Genomic DNA, 17,886 nt, shown 5'->3' with positions numbered 1-17,886 from the left:
CCCGGTCGCCTCCCGCTCAGCCGAAATGATAGGCTTGTGCGATTTCGTGCCCAAGCATGTTGCACTGGACAATCTTGCTCTGGACGGTTTCGTGCAAGCCCCGGCGGAAAATATCTCCGCTATTGGCCTGCGCGAGCGTCTCCACCATCTCCTCGCTGCGCAGATTGGCCGGCGTGCGCTGGCCATGCCAGCTGGCCAGCCGCTGCAGCCGATAGGCGATCTGGTCGAAGCAATAGAGCGTGCTGCGCGGAAACTGCCGGTTGAGCATCAAGAAGTCCGTGATCTGCGCCGGCGTGTAGGAGCCGCCATAGACATGGTGATAGGCGCGGCTGCCCGACAGCGCGTGCAGCACCGAGGTCCACTGATAATGGTCGCGGTGGCCGCCGACCACTTCGGTCTCCGGCAGCAGGACGTAATATTTGACGTCCAGCAACCGCAACGTCATCTGCGCCCGCTCCAGCGCGCCACCGACGCGCAGGAAATCGTGCCCCTCGTTGCGCAACTGGCCGCTCTCGGTGGCGCCCCGGAAGATCATCGCGCGGGTCTTCACCCAGTCGATGATCTCGGCGAACTCGCGGCGCGCATCGTTGACGCCATAGGTTTCCAGTTTGCGCCAGCCCTCGTTGAGCGCTTCCCACATCTCCTGTGTGAGCGCGGTGCGCACCGACTTGCCGTTCTGCCGTGCCCGCGCGAGGCAGGCGCGGATGGAAGCAGGGTTATCGGCATTCAGGATAAGATGTTCGACGATGTCGCTCTCGCGGATAATGGCATCCTTGCCGAACACATCCTCGCACTCGGTGACCTGCACGACCGAGCGCCACTCGTCGCGCATCGTCGCGCCGGGCAGGATGGTCATGCGCTGGCCCATGGTGAGCAGCCGCGCGGTCGCCTCGGCGCGCTCCATATAGCGGGCCATCCAGAACAGATTTTCGGCGGTCCGGCTCAGCATGGGCGGCCTCCCTTCTGGTTGGCCTGCACGACGGCGTTGGCTCCTTCCCCAATCATCGCCGCCCCCCTCACCGCAGCACCCATGTGTCTTTGACGCCGCCACCCTGGCTGGAATTCACCACCAGCGATCCTTCCGCCAGCGCCACACGCGTCAGCCCGCCCTGGACCAGCCTGATCTCCTTGCCGACGAGGCAGAAGGGCCGGAAATCGACATGGCGCTGTACCAGCCCGACCGGCCCGAGTGTGGGCGCGGCCGAAAGGTCGAGCGTCGGCTGCGCAATGAATTCGGATGGATTGGCCCGGATGCGCCCGGCATAAGCCTCGATCTCGCTTGCGCCGGCCTTCGGGCCGATCAGCATTCCATAGCCGCCCGAGCCGTGAACTTCCTTCACGACCAGCTCGGGGAGATGGTCCATCACATAAGCGAAATCATCCGGCTTGGAACATTGCCAGGTCGGCACATTCTGCAGGATCGCCGTCTCGCCCAGATAGAAGCGGATCATCTCCGGCACATAGACGTAGATCGCCTTGTCATCCGCAATGCCCGCACCCGGCGCGGAGCAGAGCGTCACGCCGCCGCCGCGATAGGCATTGAACAGGCCCGGCACGCCCAGCAGGCTATCGGGCCGGAAGGCGAGCGGATCGATGAAATCATCGTCGATGCGCCGGTAGATCACATCCACCCGGCGGGGGCCGCGCGTGGTCTGCATGAAGACCAGCCCGTCTTCCACGAAGAGATCGGCCGGCTCGACCAACTCGACGCCCATCAGGTCGGCCAGATAGCTGTGCTCATAATAAGCGCTGTTGAACGAACCGGGGGTAAGCACCACGACCTGCGGCACGCCCTTGCAGGCGGGCGGCGCCACCTCCTGCAGCGAGCGCAGAAGCTGGCTCGGATAATCGTCCACCGGCGCAACCCGCTGCCGGGCAAACAGCTCCGGGAACATCCGCGTCATGATCTCGCGATTTTCGAGCATGTAGGAGACGCCCGAGGGTGTGCGGCAATTATCCTCCAGCACCATGAAATCATCGAGACCGGTGCGGACGATGTCGATCCCGACGATATGGCTGTACACCCTGCCCGGCGGGGTGAACCCGGCCATCTCCGGCTTATAGGCCTTGTTCTGATAGACGATGTCGCCCGGCACGATCCCGGCGCGGATGATTTCGCCGCGATTATAGACGTCGAGCAGGAAGGCATTGAGCGCCGCCGCGCGCTGGCGGATGCCGGCCTCCAGGCGCGCCCATTCCGCAGCGGTGAAGATGCGCGGTAGCAGATCGAATGGAATAAGCCGCTCCGGGTCGCCGCCTTCGCCGTAGACGGCAAAGGTGATGCCGATGCGCCGGAAGATCGCTTCCGCCTCGCTCAATCGTCGGTGCAGCCCCTCGATGCCGGTCTCATCCACCCATTGCTGAACCACCGCGTAACAATCGCGAACGTCTCCAGCCTCACCCAGCATCTCGGAACATGTCATCAGCGTATGCGTTTCTCTATCTTATTGTGCATTGCAGCATAGTGAGCCGGGGAAATTCAAAATCAAGAGTAAAAATCGCGGGAGGGACGATCACGTTCCGCGCGGTTAAAAATATCTCGGCAAGGCGTCATAGCGGATTGACGCACCGCGAAAAATATGGCCGATTACCGCCGTTTTTCTACTTCATGCTGGACGGATGGTGATTTTCCGTGCATGGGAGCGCGCATGGACTTTTGCCTGGCCCTTCGCCTTACGCGACTTACGCGCCCTTAGGCGCGATACCCAAGCGGTTGCCGCAGGCGGCCCGCTGCGCCTAAGGGCCTTTTAGCCACAGAATCAGATCCTCATCAGTGCAAATGGATAGCGCCTGCGTGCATTTGGCTGTGAACAATGAAATGTCCGAACCATGATGCTGAGCGACCCGTCACAGAAATACCGTCCCTTCCCGCAAGTGGACCTGCCGGACCGGCAGTGGCCCTCGCGCACGATCACGCAGCCGCCCCGCTGGCTCTCGACCGATCTGCGCGATGGCAATCAGGCGCTGATCGATCCGATGGATACCGAGAAGAAGACCCGCTTCTTCGAGCTGCTCACCCGCGTCGGCCTCAAGGAGATCGAGGTCGGCTTCCCCTCGGCCGGCGCGACCGAGTTCGATTTCATTTCCGGTCTCGTCAAATCGGGCCGCATCCCGGACGACGTGATCATCCAGGTGCTCACGCAGGCCCGCCGTGACCTCATCGAGCGCACGTTCGAGAGCCTGCAGGGCGCGCGCCAGGCTATCGTCCACGTCTACAACGCCGTCTCTCCGGCGTGGCGGCGGATCGTGTTCAACATGGAGCGGCCGCAGATCAAGCAGATCGCCGTCGATGCCGCCAAGATCATTCGCGACGAGGCCGCCAAGCAGCCGAACACCGATTGGCGGTTCGAGTACAGCCCGGAGACCTTTTCCACCGCTGAACTGGATTTCAGCCTGGAGTGCTGCGAGGCGGTGATGGACATTCTCCAGCCCACGCCGGAGAAGCCGCTGATCCTCAACCTGCCCGCCACGGTCGAGGCCGCGACGCCCAATATCTATGCAGACCAGATCGAATGGTTCTGCCGCCACATCCGGAACCGCGACAGCGTGGTCATCTCGCTGCACCCGCATAACGACCGGGGCACCGGCGTGGCGGCGGCGGAGCTGGGCCTGATGGCCGGCGCCGACCGCGTCGAGGGCTGTCTGTTCGGCAACGGCGAGCGCACCGGCAATTGCGATCTGGTGACCGTGGCACTCAATCTTTACACGCAGGGCGTCTCGCCGGGCCTCGACTTCTCCAACATGGAAGAGGTCGTGCAGACGGTGACCTACTGCAACCAGCTCCCCGTCCATCCCCGCCACCCTTATGCCGGCGATCTGGTTTTCACCGCCTTCTCCGGCAGCCATCAGGACGCGATCAAGAAGGGTTTCGCCGCGCAGGAACAGCGCAATGACGAGATCTGGGACGTGCCTTATCTGCCGATCGATCCGGCGGACATCGGCTGCTCCTATGAAGCGGTGATCCGCGTCAACTCGCAGTCCGGCAAGGGCGGCGTCGCCTGGGTGCTGCAGCAGGACAAGGGCCTCAAGCTGCCCAAGCGGATGCAGGGCGATTTTTCCAAGGTGGTGCAGGACCTGGCGGACAAGTCCAGCCGTGAGCTGCATGCCGCCGATATCTGGGAGGCGTTCGAGCAGCATTACTGCCTCGCCGGCGCACAGCCCTATGCGCTGGTCGATTATGTCGAGAGCGGCCCCGCCGGGAACCGCGTGTTCACCGGCAAGATCGTCCATGATGGCAAGGAGCGCAGCATTTCGGGCCGGGGCAATGGCCTGATTTCGTCGGTCCTCTCGGCCCTGCGCGATGAACTCGGCATCGGGCTGGACGTGGTCGATTATAATGAGCACGCCATCGGCACCGGCGGCAACGTCCGCGCGGCCGCTTATGTCGAATGCCGCACCGATGATGGCACCACATTCTTCGGGGTCGGCACGGATGAAGACGTGGCGACGGCGTCGGTGAAGGCCGTGCTGTCGGTCGTGAACGCCTATCACCGCCGCCAGAATGCAGCAGCAAAGGCTGCCTAACAGGCCCAATCCTTCAGAGCATCGATAAACCCGGCCGGAGCAGCCCTCCGGCCGGGTTTTTCATATCCCCGCAGGTCACGCCCGCAGCCTCACACCATCCGGATAATCAGCCCGTCCCGCCGGATAAACTGGTGCCACAACGCCGCGCCGATATGGCCGATCACCAGCGCCCCGAAGATAAGCCCAAGCACCTCATGCGAACCGGCCACGGTCACGATGGCATCGCCCCGCGCCACCGCGAATTTGGGCACGTCGAAGACGTTGAACCAGTTGAGCGGACGCGGCCCTGCCGAGGACATGATCCAGCCGGTGAGCGGCATGAGGATCATCAGCGCATAGAGCAAACGATGCATCAACGCCGCCGCGCGCTTGGTGCGTCTGGATATGGTCGTCGGCAGCGGCGGCGGGCTGTTCATCAGGCGCCAGAGCAGCGCCAGTACGGACAGGACGAGGACGGTCAGCCCGATCGACTTATGGATATTCATGACGCCGGGGACCACCGCACCCAGCGGATCGTGCCCGATGCCGATCGCGATATTGGCGATAATCAGCAGCGCAATGATCCAGTGCAGCCAGATCGCCACCATGGAATAGCGCACCCCCGCGTAAGTCCCCATCACGTCCTCCAACATGCCCAACAATGGGCAGAATGCGGACAAGGGCCCCGCTGCGCAAGAGGCCGCTCAAATATGCGAGCGCGACGGAGGCGCTATCCCGCGATCTGGATGCCGATCCAGAAGGTCTGCGGTGTGCCAAGGTCTGTGCTCACGGCACCATTGGTCGAGGTGACCTGTCGGGTGACCACGCGCTCGTCGAACAGGTTCTCGACCCGGCCGACCAGCGCCATCCGGCCGGTCAGTGGCACGCGGGCATAGCCGTCGAGCGTGGTTGCGGCGGGCATCCGGTCGGCCTGCAGATCGTCCTCATATTGCGGGCCGACATGGCGGACGGTGAGCGCGAGGCGGGCATTGCCGGGCGCGTGCCAGCCCAGCGTGGCGCTGGCGCCATGGCGCGGGCTTTGTGCCGGTTGCAGGCCATCGAGTTGGGCCGCCGCGCCGCTCGCCTCCACGCGGCTGTCATTATAGGCATAGGATGCCGCGAGATCGAAATCCCCGAACGTCATCGTCCCGCTCACTTCCACGCCCTTCGCCACAATCGCATCGACATTGCGGCGCTGGCGCAGATTGGTGCCGATCGTCACATTCGCGACGGCATCGGCCAGATGATTGTAGAAGGCGGTGGCAGAGAGCGTCAGGCCGGGAGCCGGGGTCAGGTCGAACCCGGTCTCGACACCGCGCAGCCGCTCGGGGGCGAGATCGGCATTGGCCTGCGTCGTCACCGGGAACACCGTGAAGCCGCGATACAGCTCGTTGATCGTCGGCAGGCGGAAGCTGGTATAGCCCGCTGCACGCAAAGCGACTCCCGGCGTTGCCTGCCAGATCAGCCCCGCGCGGAAGCTGCCCTCCCAATCCTCGCGGTCGGCATAGGTCACCGTCCTGACTGCGCCGGAGGCCGGCGTTCGCTCGGTGAAGCGCCCACCGCTAATCCGCCAATAGTCGAGGCGCGCGCCACCGGTCAGGATGAGGCGCCCTAGCGACCAGTCATCCTCCACATAAATCCCGCTCGTGACCTGCCGGCCGCTGGCTTCACGCCGCGCGGTCGCGGCGCCGGTCGTGGCGTTGAGCGCCTCCTCATACATGTCTGCGCTCGCGAACCGGCTATCGGCGCCGATCCGCAGCAGATGATCCTCACCCACCGGCGGGCGCACCTCCAGCTTGCCGCCGAGCCCTGTCGACGGGGTGTTGCGCTGGTTCAGCGTCGGGCGAAAGCTCGTCGCGCTGACCACGATGTTGCTGAAGTTGCGCAACTGGACATAGCCCAGCGCCTCGACCTGCCAGTCGCCGCGCCCGACATAACGGAGGCTGGCGTCCTGCCCTTCCTGCGCGCTATCTGCCCCGGCGAAGCGTAAGGTCCGGTCATCGCGAAACAAGCCGATGCGCGCCTGAATCTCGCTCGACTCGCCCACGGCGGCCACGCCGCGCGCGCTCACCGCCCATGTCTCGTAGCCCGCCGGCACGCTGGCCGCGACGCGCTGGTCCGCAGGCGTCGTCCAGAAACCATCGCCCCGGGCATAGCTACCGGAGATGGAGACAAAGCCATTGCCGAGATCCGGACTAAGGCTCGCCTCGATCTGCTGGGCATTGCGCGAGCCATAGAGCGCCCGCGCGCTATAGCGCGGCAATTGCGTGCGATCGGCGCTGAACAGCTCGATGCTGCCGGCGACCGTGCCGGCCCCGAAACTCCCCGCCCCGCCACCCCGGGTGATCCGCGCCGCGCCGATTCCGTCGAGCGGCAGGGCATTGAACGGAATGGAACCGAAGAAGGGATCGGCCAGCGGCACGCCATCCAGCAACACGACCGCCCGACTGGTCGCATTGCCGCCCAGCGCGCGCAGCGTGACGCCCTGCGCCGACGGGTTGGCTGAGCGGCTATCCGACCGGCGGAACTGCTGGAAGCCGGCGACATCGCCGAGCGCGTGCTCAATGGTGCCGGAGGCGTCCTCCGCCAGCCGCGTCTTCTCGAGCGTGACCGATCCATAAGCCGGCGTGCCCGGCGGCAGCGCAAGCCCCTGCCCCAGCACCACCACATCCGGGCCGGTTTCCTGCGCATGAAGGGGCATCGAGAGCAGCAGACTGGTGCCGCTGAGCAGCACGACGAAACGGAAATGGGTCATCATGGAGCCGGGCCATGCCGGATCGGCCCGGCCTTGGCAACGCCGCGATAAATAAGCGGGGATGTCTGACCATTTGCTTTGACAAGGCTCGGCACCTGTCTCAATACAGGATCGGAGTTGAGGAGATGGAAGCAGTCAATCTCGAGGGTCTATCCTCGGTTGTCGACCTGAGCGGCTTTGATCGGGCCAAGCGCGCGGACATATGGGCTGGCGCGGCGCCGAATGTTTTTCCCGGCCTGTGCGTACAGGCGATCGAGGCCAATCCCACAATCGGAGCGATCCTGCATCGCCGTGTTGGCCCGGGCGCGCTGTTCGCCGTGTCCTCCGCCCCGGCCGAGGTGACATACGCGCCCACCGGCAGCCCGGAATCCCACCAGTTTCTTACCATGATGTTGCAGGCGGAAGGCAGCTCTCTTGCTACCCAACGGCAACGCCAGTGCGAAATGGCGCCGGGCGACATCTGCTTTATCGACGAGCGTTACCCATTCCGCCTGTGCGGGCTGGATTACAGCCAGCTGCTGCTGCTGCGCATGCCCCGCGCGCTGGTGATGAGCCGCTTTCCGGACATGGAGCATCTCGTCGCCACGCTCATTCCCGGGCGTGATGCCGGTACCTCCCTGCTCGCTCATACCGTGCTGCACCTGCTGCGCGTGGCGGGCGACCTGCGAGAGGCGCAGCAGCACGCGGCGATGAATGCCGTCATCCAACTCCTCGGCGCGACCTCCGGCCTCGCGGTAGAGCTGGAGAACGTCCACTGGCGCGTGCAGAAAGCGCTCGACTATATCGAGCTCAACCTATCGATCCCCGGCCTGACCGCCGAACAGATCGCGCAGGCGCAGCATATCAGCCGCCGCCGGCTCGATCAACTGATGCGCGATGCGCTCGGCGTCTCGATCACCGGGCAAATCTGGAATCGCCGCCTGCAGCGCGCTGCCGACGATCTGCGCGATGCACGTTGGGCGGGCGCCTCGATCTCGCAGATCGCCTTTGCCAACGGCTTCGAAGACCCGGCCCATTTCGCCCGCGCCTTCAAGCGCCGGTTCGAGACGACGCCCGGGCAGTGGCGCGCCCTCGCCCGGCCTTTGACTCACTGACCAGTCAGGATTCGTCCGGTGCCGCCGCAATCGCGCGGCGCTCATAGGCGCGCGCCAGAAACGCGCCAGTCACCAGCTGGACGATGTGGAACATCATTACCGGCAGGACGACGGCGCCGGCCATGGCTGCGGGGAAAAGCACATTCGCCATCGGCACGCCCGTCGCCAGCGACTTGACCGAGCCGCAGAAGACAAGCGAAGCCTCGTCAGGACGCGCCAGGCCGGTCAGCCGCGCCGCCAGCCGCAGCACGATGACGACCACGGCCAGGATGAGCAGGCAGAAGCCAAGCAGAATGGCGATGTCGACGCCCGAGATCGCCTGCCAAAGGCCGCCGGTCACCGCCTTGCCGAACGCCCCATAGACCATCACCAATATGGCGCCGCGATCCACGAAGGAGGTCAGCATCTTGTGGCGCAGCAGCCAGGCGCCGATCCAGCCGTGCAGCGCCTGACCGATGGCGAAGGGGATCAAGATCAGACCCACGATCGCCCAAACGGCATCCATGTTGATCGCCGCGCTGCTCGCCAGCAGCAGGCCCGTCAGCAGCGGTGTAAAGACCACGCCAGCGAGATTGGAAGCAGCCGCCGCGCACACCGCTGCCGGCACGTTCCCCCGCGCGATCGACGTCAGCGCGATGGACGACTGCACCGTCGACGGCAGGCAGCACAGGAAGAGAATGCCGGTAAACAGCATCGGCTCGATGACCGGTCCGGAGAGCGGCTTGAGGGCGATGCCGATCAGCGGAAACAGCGCGAAGGTAGCCGCGAGAATGAGCAGTTGCAGCTTCCACTGGCCAATGGCGCCGACCACCGCCTCGCGCGGCAGACGCGCGCCGTGGATGAAGAACAGCGCAATCACCAGCACCTTGCCGAGCAGATCCACCGCCGGCACCAGACTGCCGCGCGCCGGCAAAAAGCTCGCCAGCAACAGCGTGCCCAACAGCATCAGCGTGAAGCGGTCGATCTTCAGCCAGGCAAGGCGACCGGTCTTTTTCAATTGCTATCCCCCAATCGGATGAATGTCTGGCAGGCACCCTTAGGGCCATCCCGGCAAAGCCCATAGGCTCATGGCGCACAAATTCTAGTCGGCAAAACCCTCGGACGTCTGCCGCACGCCTTGGCCCGCCATCCATAAAGCCTCAGCCGGCTAGCCCGTCGCGGAACCATTCGATATGCTCGCGCTATTCCGAAACAGCCGGCTCCCCCTTTCCAGCGGATGACCGGCCCATCGAGAGACATGCTTTATGAAGAGGCCGACCTGCGTGACGACATTTGCCCTTGGTTTCATGCTGGCTGCCGGCGGCGTGCCCGCGAGGGCGAGCTTCGCGCAGGATGCGCCGATCATCGAGCGGCAGCGCCTGTTCGGCAACCCGGACCGCGCCCAGCTGCGGGTGAGCCCGGATGGCAAATATCTCTCTTGGCTCGCCCCGCGCGATGGCGTGATGAACATCTGGGTCGCCCCGGCCGACCATCCCGATCAGGCGAAACCGATGACCGCAGAGAAGGATCGGCCCATCGGCGTGCACTACTGGACGGCCGATTCCGCCATGCTGCTCTATGTGCAGGATAAGGGCGGAGACGAGAATTACCTGCTTTACGGGGTCGATGTCGCCACCGGCGCCGAGAAGCTGCTCACGCCCTTCGAGAAGACGCGCGTGATGATCGTCGGCACTTCCACCACCATCACCGACCGCATTCTCGTCGGCATCAACAACCGCGACGAGCGCTGGCACGATGTCTACAGCCTCAACCTGAAGACCGGGGCGCTGACCGAGGTCATCCGGGGCGATGGCTATGCCGGCTTCCTCGCCGACAATAATCTCGTGCTGCGCATGGCACTGCGGCCCAATGCCGAGGGCGGCTATGATTTCTTCCGGGTCACGAACAACGTCGTGGAAGACAAGCCCCTCTCACGCACCACGCTGGAAGATGCCCTGACCACCCAGCCCGCCGGCTTCACCACGGATGGCAAGACGCTCTACTGGCTGGATAGCCGGGGCCGCGACACCGCAGCATTGATTGCGCAGGACGTCGCCACGGGGAAGAGCCAAGTGCTCGCCGCCAATGACAAGGCCGATGTCGGCGGCGCTATGGCCGATCCCGTGACCGGCGAGATCGAGGCATATTCGGTCGAGTATCTGACCACCGAATGGACGGCGATCGACCCGGATGTCGGCCAGTCGCTGGCGTGGCTTCGCGAGCGACTGAAGGGCGATTTCCAGGTCACCTCCCGCACCCGCGACGATACCGTCTGGACGATCTACAACGATCCGGTCACGGCGCCGGCCGCCGCCTGGCTGTACGACCGCAAGAAAGGCGCGCTCACCAAGCTCTATGTCAGCCGCCCCGATCTGGAAGGCGCACCGCTGGTGCCGATGCACGCCCGCGAAATTCCCGCACGCGACGGTCTGACGCTCGTCTCCTACCTCACCCTGCCGCCGGGTAGCGATGCCAATGGCGACGGCCTACCGGACAAGCCGGCGCCGATGGTGCTGCTCGTCCATGGCGGCCCGTGGGCGCGGGACAGCTTTGGCTATAACAGCTACCACCAGTGGCTGGCCAATCGCGGCTATGCTGTGCTGTCGGTCAATTTCCGCGGTTCGACAGGCTTTGGCAAAAGCTTCATCACAGCGGGCAACCTGCAATGGGGCCTCAAGATGCATGACGACCTGATCGACGCGGTCGATTGGGCGGTCAGCAAGGGCATCACCGCCAAGGACAAGGTCGCCATCATGGGCGGCAGCTATGGCGGCTATGCGACGCTCGCTGGTCTTGCCTTCACACCCGATGCCTTCGCGTGCGGCGTCGATATCGTCGGCCCCTCCAATCTGGAGACGCTGCTGAACACCATCCCGCCCTATTGGACCGCCGGCATCGAGCAATTCCACCAGCGCATGGGCAATCCCAACACGCCCGAGGGGTTGGCGCTGCTCAAGGCAGCCTCGCCGCTGCACAAGGCGGGCCAGATCAACAAGCCGCTGCTCATCGGCCAGGGCGCCAACGACCCGCGCGTGAAGCAGGCGGAGAGCGACCAGATCGTCGAGGCGATGAAGGCCAACAACATTCCCGTCACCTATGTGCTCTACGCGGACGAGGGCCATGGCTTCGCCAAGCCGCAGAACAATATCGCCTTCAACGCGATCACCGAGAGCTTCCTCTCGGCCTGCCTCGGCGGGCGGGCAGAGCCAATCGGCGCCACGGTCAAGGAGTCAAGCGCCAAGGTGCTGGCCGGCGCGGAGATGCTGCCGGGCCTGAGCGATGCGCTGAAGTAACTCGAAACAAAGGCAGGCCGGTGCCGACCGGCCTGCCGCGCTCTAGGCGCATGTTCGAAAATGAGACAGTCTGGCGCATCCTTTAGGGAGGCGTTCCATGTTGAAGCCTGTGCTCGCGGCCGCTCTGGCCACCCTGTCTCTCCCCGCTCATGCCATCACCCCATTCGAGATCAGCGGCACCGCCGATGTATACCGGATCGATCAGGTCGCGCAGACCACGACCTATCTGGGCAAGACGACGTTTTTCGCGAGCGGCGATCTCGCGGTGGGCGGCAATGGCGGTGGCACCATGCCCGGCGATTTCACCTATTCCGCCCTGTTCGGCCATGTGACGCGCTGGGACATCGGCTTTTCGTTCGGGCCGGAGACGGTTGATCCGTTTGATGGGCTGTTTCACCCCACGCAGGGCACCGGCGTTTTCATGTCTGGCTACGAGGTGTTTGACCGCGCCGACCTGACGATCACCAGCGCGCGCATGTGGCAGGATGAGAGCTGGCCGGCCGAACCCTTCCCCGATATCCGCTTCGGCGCCTTCGTCCCAGAGCCGGCGAGCTGGGCCATGATGATGGGAGGCCTCGCGTTGGTGGGTGCGATGATTAGGCGGCGGGAGATGTCGTTGAGCTTGGCGCGGGCCTGATGCACCACTTGTGCTCCTGCGAAGGCAGGAGCACAAGCGCGGCTTGGCTGCGTTAGAACTGATGCCAACGCCCGCCCGCAACAATCGCGGGCGGGCGTCCGACCCGATCAGGCGAAGTAAACCGCCTTCGTCTCGGTGTAGTTTTCGAGACCTTCGATGCCGCCATCGCGACCGAGGCCGGACTGCTTGAAGCCGCCGAAGGGCATGTGGATGTCCACCATCATGCCGTTGATCGTCACCGAACCGGCGCGATATTCGCGCGAGACGGCGAAGCCGCGCTCGGCATCCTGCGTGTAGATTGCGCCGTGCAGACCGTAGACCGTGTCATTGGCCTTGGCGATCATGTCCGCCTCATTGTCATAATCGACGAACGACACGACCGGGCCGAAAATCTCCTCCTGGAAGATCGTCATGCTCGGGTCGACGTCGGTGAACACCGTCGGCTCGATGAAGAAGCCACGGTTGAGGTCAGCCGGGCGACCGCCGCCGAGCGCAAGCTTGGCGCCCTCGGCCTTGCCCTTGGCGATATAGCCCTGCACGCGCTCAAGCTGGCGCTGCATGGTGAGCGGACCCATGCCGGTATCGGCCTCGAACGGATCGCCGACCTTCACCTTGGAGACGGCGCTCGTATAGGCGTCGATGATTTCGCTCTTGCGGCTCTTGGGCACAAGTACGCGGGTCAGCGAGAAGCAGACCTGCCCGGTGATCGGCATGGAATAGGGCACGAGGCTCTTGAGCACATGGTCCATATCGGCATCGTCGAGGATCATCGCCGCCGACTTGCCGCCCAGCTCCAGGCTGACGCGGGCGAGACGCTCAGACGCGACGCCGGCAATGTGCTTGCCCGCTGCGGTCGAGCCGGTGAAGCTGATCTTGTCGATGCCCGGATGACGGATGAGGTGATCGCCCACCTCGCGCCCGGCCGGCAGCATGTTGAACACGCCGGCGGGGATGCCCGCTTCCTTGATCGCTTCAGCAAGGATGTGCGCGTCGATGGGCGTTTCCGGCGAAGGCTTGCAGACCATGGTGCAGCCTGCGGCCAGCGCGGCTGCGACCTTGTAGACCAGCAGCACCAGCGGGGCGTTCCAAGGCGTGACCGCCGCGACGACGCCGACCGGCTCCTTCACCACCCGCACCTTGTTGCCGCCCATCGAGCCGATGCGCTCATCGACGAACTTGTAGCTGTCGCACAGCTCGCCATAGAATTTGAACAGGCCGGGCACCTGATAGCTGGCCTTGCTGGAGAAGCCGATCACGGCGCCGACCTGGCCCGTCCAGGCCTCGGCCAGCTCGGGCATGCGCGCCATGAGAATGTCGGAGACCTTCTTGAGGTAAACGCCGCGCTCCGCCGGCGCCATGCGCGGCCACGGGCCAGTGTCGAAAGCCTTGCGTGCGGCGGCGACAGCGACGTCCACGTCCGCCGTGGTCGGCTCGAAATAGGTGAGGACGGTTTCCTCGTCATGCGGGGTCACCACCGACAACTCATTGGTGCCGCTGCTCTTGCGCCATTCACCATCGATGAACAGCTGCGCCGCGCCGCGATCCTTTATGCCTTTGATCGTCTTGTTGAAATTTTCCATGCCGAATCTCCTAAGATCGAACGTCCTCTTCGTGGCGCCTTAATTGGCGATTGGCACGCGAAGGCGCAAGCATGCGATGGCCACTTTCCGGATCGATCCCTGCCTCATGCTGCATTGACAGGGCGCCCGGCCGTGCCGGAGGATGGACCGAGAGGCATCGCGAACCGATGAGAGGGCGAACGCCTGCCTGCAAGGAGGGAACAGCCATCATGACCAGCGAAATGATCACCGTCGAAGCGCTTGTGGAGGCGCCCATCGATCATGTCTGGCGGTGCTACACGACGCCGCAGGACATCATGCAGTGGAATGCCGCATCCGATGACTGGCATACGACGGCAGCAAGCGTCGACCTTCGCGAAGGCGGCGCATTCTCCTCGCGCATGGAAGCCAAGGATGGCAGCGTCGGCTTCGATTTCGCGGGCACCTACACCCGCATCGAACCGGAGCGCCTGATTGAATATGCGTTCGGGGAGCGCACCGCCCGCGTGACGTTCGCGTCCGAAGAAAATGGCACCCATGTTCAGGTGCAGTTCGAGCCGGAGGACGAACATAGCCGCGATTTGCAGCGGGACGGCTGGCAAGCGATCCTCGACAATTTCGCGCGCCACGCCAAACAGGCGCATCAGGCAGGCTGACCCGCCCAATGGGTGGTGGTCAGTCGATCACGTCCATCGCCATGAGCCGCGCCACCGTCTCGTGCCGGAAGCGCTCGAAACTGCTCCGTGCCTCGGGCACCGGCAGACCGGTCACGAACGCGGTTTCCAGATCCTGATGCATCGCGCGCATTTCCGGCAGAAATTCGCTATGTGTGAGGATGTGCGGACGGTTCTCGCGGATTGCCTCGACCACCAGTCGTCCCATTTCCAGAGGGTCCATGGCGGCGCGCATCGCGGCCCAGAAGCGCTTGACGAACACGCCCTCCTCGCCCGGCGGGGCACTGCTGTCATCCTCCGGCACCGGCATCAGCGCGCTCTGCACCGCGCCCGGATAGAGGCAAGACACGCCGATGCCATGCGGCGCCAGATCGAGCCGGAGTGTCTGGGTATAGCCACGCACGGCATATTTGCTCGCGGCATAGGCGCCGGCGCCGGGCAGCGGGACCATGCCGGCCATGGAGGCTGTGTTGATGACATGGCCGCCCTCGCCCTGCGATTTGATGATCGGCACGATGATCTTGCAGCCGTTGACTACCCCGCCCAGATTGATGCCGATGGTCCGGTCCCAATCCTCAAAGTCAGGATCATCCGCCGCACCGCCACCGCCGACGCCAGCATTGTTGGCCAGCAGGTGGATCCTGCCGAACATATCCAGCGCCTCCTGCGCCGCTGCGCGCAGGGCGGCCCGGTCGGTCACGTCCACCTTGATGAAGTGCGTGGCATTGTTGCCCGTCATGAGCTCGCGGGCGGCATCGAGATGGTCCTGATTGTAATCGGCGATGACGAGCTTCATGCCCTCGGCCAGAAACGTGCGCGCCATGCCGAGGCCAATGCCACTCGCCCCGCCCGTCACGAAGGCCACCTTGCCCGCAAAATTCTTCATGCCCGCCTCTCCTCATGGTCCGTGCGCCTTTGAGCGCCACGCATTGCAAACAGGGTAACCCGCCGAATGACCAGCGCCAAGCGGCTTGACCCATGCCGGACCGGACGCCATCAGGGCCGCGCGTGAGTGCTGCCGGGCAGCGATGGAATAAGGAGACGCAGGTGCAGTCCATTTTGGTGATCGGCGCGGGCTCGATGGGCTGCCTGTTCGCGGCACGTATTGCCGAGAGCGGCGCGGACGTGCTGCTCATCGATGTCGACAAGACCCGCATCGAAGCGATCGACCGGGACGGCATCCACCTCACCGACGACAATGGCACACGCACCATCTCGCTGCGGGCTGGGCTTGCGGCCGATGCCCAGTCGCCCATCGACCTCGCTCTGCTCTTCACCAAGGGGATGCACAGCCGCTCGGCGATCCAGTCGATCGCGCATCTCGCGGCCAGCGGCACCTATGTGCTCACGCTCCAGAATGGTCTTGGCAATCCGGAGATTGTGGCGGAAAGTTTTCCTCAGGACCAGATCCTCAAGGGGATTGCCGCACTTCCGGCCGACCTCCATGGCCTCAATGGTGTGGAATCCCACGGCACCGGCCATGTCGAGTTGGGCGCGATGACGCCGGCCGGCGCGCAAGCGGCGCAGGCCGCGACCGCCCTGCTCGCCCGCGCCGGTTTCGACGCGCGCTACAGCACGGACATCGATGTCGCGATCTGGGAAAAGGTCGCCTTCAACGCCGCGCTCAACCCGCTCGGCGCCGTCACCGGCCAGCCCAATGCCGGCGTGGACAACGCCCCCGGCCGCCGCATCATCGCAGCGATCGTCGACGAGGTGGTGGCAACGGCCAAGGCCCATGGGGTGACGGTTGACCATGCGCGCATCACCGCCAGCATCGACCATGCCCTGGCCGAACATCGCGGTCACAAGGCTTCCATGTTGCAGGACATGATTGCCGGCCGTGCCAGCGAGATCGACTTCATCAACGGCGCCATCTGCGACCGCGCCCAAGCGGTCGGCGTCCCCGCGCCCAGCAATCAGACGATGGCCGATCTTGTCCGGTTGATGGAGCTGGCCCGGCGATAATCCGAGCTAAAACATCATTTATTGCAGCGCCTTGCAGGCTGCATTGAAGACCATTTCGCGCAGTGCCGGAAAATCGTCGATGCCGTAGTCGGCAGCGTCATCGCTGCAGGCGATCTCGACGCGGCCTTTCCACAGGCGCAGGTCGATATCCTCCGGCTTGATCACCCGGCGCGCGGCGATGTCGTAGAAGCTCCAGACCCGCGGCGTGGTGTATTCGCCGACATTCTGCTCCACCACCAGCGCCAGGCGCCCGTTGCTCAAGCGCACGACCGAGCCGATGGGGTAGACGCCGACGCTCTCGATGAAGTGATCGAGAATCTCGTCATCCAGCTCGCCTTCCATGCCCCGCATCAGGCCGAGCGCGGCATTGGGGTCGATCCGTGGCCGATGCGGCCGGTCGGACGTCATCGAGTCATAGACGTCGCATACCGCCGCCATGCGGCCGAACAGGCTGATATTCTCGCCAGTCAGTTGGTTGGGATAACCGGAGCCATCGCAGCGCTCATGATGCTCAAGGCAGACCAGTGCGACATCCTCAGCGATTTCGCCGCCCATCTGGAGGAACTCATAGCCAAGCGTGGTATGCGTCTCGACGATCTTGCGCTCGCCCTCGCTCAGATCATCGCTGATCGTCGCCACGTCGATGGGCAGATGGCCCATGCCCACGTCCATCAGCAGCCCGGCCAGCCCGGCTTCCTTCACCCGAGCATCATCGAGGCCCATCTGGCGGCCCAACGCGATCATCAGCGCGCTCACCGCCAGGCCGTGCGCATAGAGCGAACTATTCTCGCGGCGGATGCGCATCAGGCCGTTGAAGGCGTGCGGATTGCGCTGCACGGAGGCGAAGAGATCCTCGATCACCGGCTCCACCTGCCCTCGCGAGATGGCTTTGCCCAGCCGCGCCTGCTCGAAGACGGCGCTCATCACGCGGTTGGACCGCGCCACCACCGCCTTCGCATGGCCCACCTCTGCACCGACGCTCAAGGCCGTCGTGGAGCGGGGATTGAACGGAACGACGTTCGATCCGCTCGCGTGCTCCGGCACCAGCTTGCGCAGCCGCTCCATGCGCACCCGCTCGGCAAGACCGACACCGCCCGAGGGGGCGGAGGAGCCTGCCGCCACGAGCGGTCGACGCAGCGTCGTCGCCGGCGGACGCGGACCGCCCGCACCCGCGACATCATCGCCCTTGTCGACGTCGATCATCACGCCCTCGACGTCGCTGGCGCGCAGGTCGGCAAGGATTTGGGGGTCGGTCAGCAGGAATTTCGTCCGCCAGAACGGGTGCTTGAGCCACGGCCCTTCAAGTTTGTGAATGAACATGCCGAGTTTCACGTCAGCAACATCGATTCTCTTGAGCATCTGGACTCCGCCGGTCAGGTACGAGCGACGACGATGGCGCCCGCACGATACTGAACGGCTAAGAGCCA

Annotated in this window: 14 protein-coding genes; 6 read left to right on the top strand and 8 right to left on the bottom strand. The window is 64.5% G+C overall.

Features of this window, described 5'->3' with window-relative positions:
- Positions 1–16: 16 nt before the first annotated feature.
- Both M2343_RS03405 and M2343_RS03400 read right to left on the bottom strand, forming a co-directional pair.
- Complete coding sequence (locus M2343_RS03405) at positions 17–949, bottom strand: alpha-E domain-containing protein (protein ID WP_181559953.1); 933 nt, start codon at positions 947–949, stop codon at positions 17–19.
- 67 nt (positions 950–1,016) lie between these two features.
- Positions 1,017–2,423, bottom strand: a complete 1,407-nt coding sequence (locus M2343_RS03400) for a circularly permuted type 2 ATP-grasp protein (RefSeq protein ID WP_264575602.1) — start codon at positions 2,421–2,423, stop codon at positions 1,017–1,019.
- Between the two features lie 406 nt (positions 2,424–2,829).
- On the opposite strand from M2343_RS03400, the gene leuA reads away from it, so the two are divergent.
- Positions 2,830–4,524 (top strand): 2-isopropylmalate synthase, encoded by a 1,695-nt coding sequence (gene leuA / locus M2343_RS03395; RefSeq protein ID WP_264575601.1) that lies wholly within the window; start codon positions 2,830–2,832, stop codon positions 4,522–4,524.
- Positions 4,525–4,613: 89 nt separating this feature from the next.
- Here leuA and M2343_RS03390 read toward each other — a convergent pair whose 3' ends face one another.
- Both M2343_RS03390 and M2343_RS03385 read right to left on the bottom strand, forming a co-directional pair.
- A complete protein-coding gene (locus tag M2343_RS03390) occupies positions 4,614–5,141 on the bottom strand; it encodes a cytochrome b (protein ID WP_264577482.1) in 528 nt (175 codons plus the stop codon).
- A gap of 92 nt (positions 5,142–5,233) precedes the next feature.
- A complete protein-coding gene (locus M2343_RS03385) occupies positions 5,234–7,261 on the bottom strand; it encodes a TonB-dependent receptor (protein WP_413716001.1) in 2,028 nt (675 codons plus the stop codon).
- 122 nt (positions 7,262–7,383) lie between these two features.
- On the opposite strand from M2343_RS03385, the gene M2343_RS03380 reads away from it, so the two are divergent.
- Positions 7,384–8,352: a helix-turn-helix domain-containing protein gene (locus M2343_RS03380; protein ID WP_181559957.1), complete on the top strand. Its 969-nt coding sequence runs from the start codon at positions 7,384–7,386 to the stop codon at positions 8,350–8,352.
- Positions 8,353–8,356: 4 nt separating this feature from the next.
- Here M2343_RS03380 and M2343_RS03375 read toward each other — a convergent pair whose 3' ends face one another.
- Positions 8,357–9,349, bottom strand: coding sequence for a bile acid:sodium symporter family protein (locus M2343_RS03375; RefSeq protein WP_264575600.1), 993 nt, complete (start codon positions 9,347–9,349; stop codon positions 8,357–8,359).
- 247 nt (positions 9,350–9,596) lie between these two features.
- Here M2343_RS03375 and M2343_RS03370 point away from each other — a divergent pair, with 247 nt between their 5' ends.
- The gene (locus M2343_RS03370; RefSeq protein ID WP_264603860.1) at positions 9,597–11,624 is read left to right on the top strand and encodes a S9 family peptidase; all 2,028 of its coding nucleotides are present in this window, start codon (positions 9,597–9,599) and stop codon (positions 11,622–11,624) included.
- Positions 11,625–11,721: 97 nt separating this feature from the next.
- Positions 11,722–12,261: a PEPxxWA-CTERM sorting domain-containing protein gene (locus M2343_RS03365; protein ID WP_264575599.1), complete on the top strand. Its 540-nt coding sequence runs from the start codon at positions 11,722–11,724 to the stop codon at positions 12,259–12,261.
- A 107-nt stretch (positions 12,262–12,368) separates the two neighbouring features.
- Here the strand turns inward: M2343_RS03365 and M2343_RS03360 are convergent, their stop codons facing one another.
- On the bottom strand, positions 12,369–13,841 hold the full coding sequence (locus M2343_RS03360; RefSeq protein WP_264573077.1) for an aldehyde dehydrogenase: 1,473 nt from the start codon (positions 13,839–13,841) through the stop codon (positions 12,369–12,371).
- Positions 13,842–14,050: 209 nt separating this feature from the next.
- On the opposite strand from M2343_RS03360, the gene M2343_RS03355 reads away from it, so the two are divergent.
- Positions 14,051–14,476: an SRPBCC family protein gene (locus M2343_RS03355; RefSeq protein ID WP_220128537.1), complete on the top strand. Its 426-nt coding sequence runs from the start codon at positions 14,051–14,053 to the stop codon at positions 14,474–14,476.
- A gap of 19 nt (positions 14,477–14,495) precedes the next feature.
- On the opposite strand, the gene M2343_RS03350 is transcribed toward M2343_RS03355, so the two are convergent.
- Positions 14,496–15,380 (bottom strand): SDR family oxidoreductase, encoded by an 885-nt coding sequence (locus tag M2343_RS03350; protein WP_264575598.1) that lies wholly within the window; start codon positions 15,378–15,380, stop codon positions 14,496–14,498.
- A 161-nt stretch (positions 15,381–15,541) separates the two neighbouring features.
- Here M2343_RS03350 and M2343_RS03345 point away from each other — a divergent pair, with 161 nt between their 5' ends.
- The gene (locus M2343_RS03345; RefSeq protein ID WP_264575597.1) at positions 15,542–16,459 is read left to right on the top strand and encodes a ketopantoate reductase family protein; all 918 of its coding nucleotides are present in this window, start codon (positions 15,542–15,544) and stop codon (positions 16,457–16,459) included.
- Positions 16,460–16,477: 18 nt separating this feature from the next.
- Here the strand turns inward: M2343_RS03345 and M2343_RS03340 are convergent, their stop codons facing one another.
- Positions 16,478–17,818, bottom strand: a complete 1,341-nt coding sequence (locus M2343_RS03340) for an HD-GYP domain-containing protein (RefSeq protein ID WP_264575596.1) — start codon at positions 17,816–17,818, stop codon at positions 16,478–16,480.
- Positions 17,819–17,886 lie beyond the last annotated feature (68 nt).

Origin of the sequence: Sphingobium sp. B8D3B (genome assembly GCF_025961875.1) — a bacterium.
Taxonomy (GTDB): domain Bacteria; phylum Pseudomonadota; class Alphaproteobacteria; order Sphingomonadales; family Sphingomonadaceae; genus Sphingobium.
The sequence above is the reverse complement of the archived record's forward strand: the minus strand, read 5'-3'. Positions and strand labels throughout refer to the sequence as shown.

Bases quoted from the DNA above. Each gene is read 5' to 3' on its own strand.
- M2343_RS03400 (WP_264575602.1), bottom strand. From the start codon at position 2,423: ATGACATGTTCCGAGATGCTGGGTGAGGCTGGAGACGTTCGCGATTGT.
- M2343_RS03355 (WP_220128537.1), top strand. From the start codon at position 14,051: ATGACCAGCGAAATGATCACCGTCGAAGCGCTTGTGGAGGCGCCCATC.
- M2343_RS03365 (WP_264575599.1), top strand. From the start codon at position 11,722: ATGTTGAAGCCTGTGCTCGCGGCCGCTCTGGCCACCCTGTCTCTCCCC.
- M2343_RS03380 (WP_181559957.1), top strand. From the start codon at position 7,384: ATGGAAGCAGTCAATCTCGAGGGTCTATCCTCGGTTGTCGACCTGAGC.
- M2343_RS03405 (WP_181559953.1), bottom strand. From the start codon at position 949: ATGCTGAGCCGGACCGCCGAAAATCTGTTCTGGATGGCCCGCTATATG.
- M2343_RS03385 (WP_413716001.1), bottom strand. From the start codon at position 7,261: ATGATGACCCATTTCCGTTTCGTCGTGCTGCTCAGCGGCACCAGTCTG.
- M2343_RS03340 (WP_264575596.1), bottom strand. From the start codon at position 17,818: ATGCTCAAGAGAATCGATGTTGCTGACGTGAAACTCGGCATGTTCATT.
- M2343_RS03360 (WP_264573077.1), bottom strand. From the start codon at position 13,841: ATGGAAAATTTCAACAAGACGATCAAAGGCATAAAGGATCGCGGCGCG.
- leuA (WP_264575601.1), top strand. From the start codon at position 2,830: ATGATGCTGAGCGACCCGTCACAGAAATACCGTCCCTTCCCGCAAGTG.
- M2343_RS03350 (WP_264575598.1), bottom strand. From the start codon at position 15,380: ATGAAGAATTTTGCGGGCAAGGTGGCCTTCGTGACGGGCGGGGCGAGT.
- M2343_RS03370 (WP_264603860.1), top strand. From the start codon at position 9,597: ATGAAGAGGCCGACCTGCGTGACGACATTTGCCCTTGGTTTCATGCTG.
- M2343_RS03390 (WP_264577482.1), bottom strand. From the start codon at position 5,141: ATGGGGACTTACGCGGGGGTGCGCTATTCCATGGTGGCGATCTGGCTG.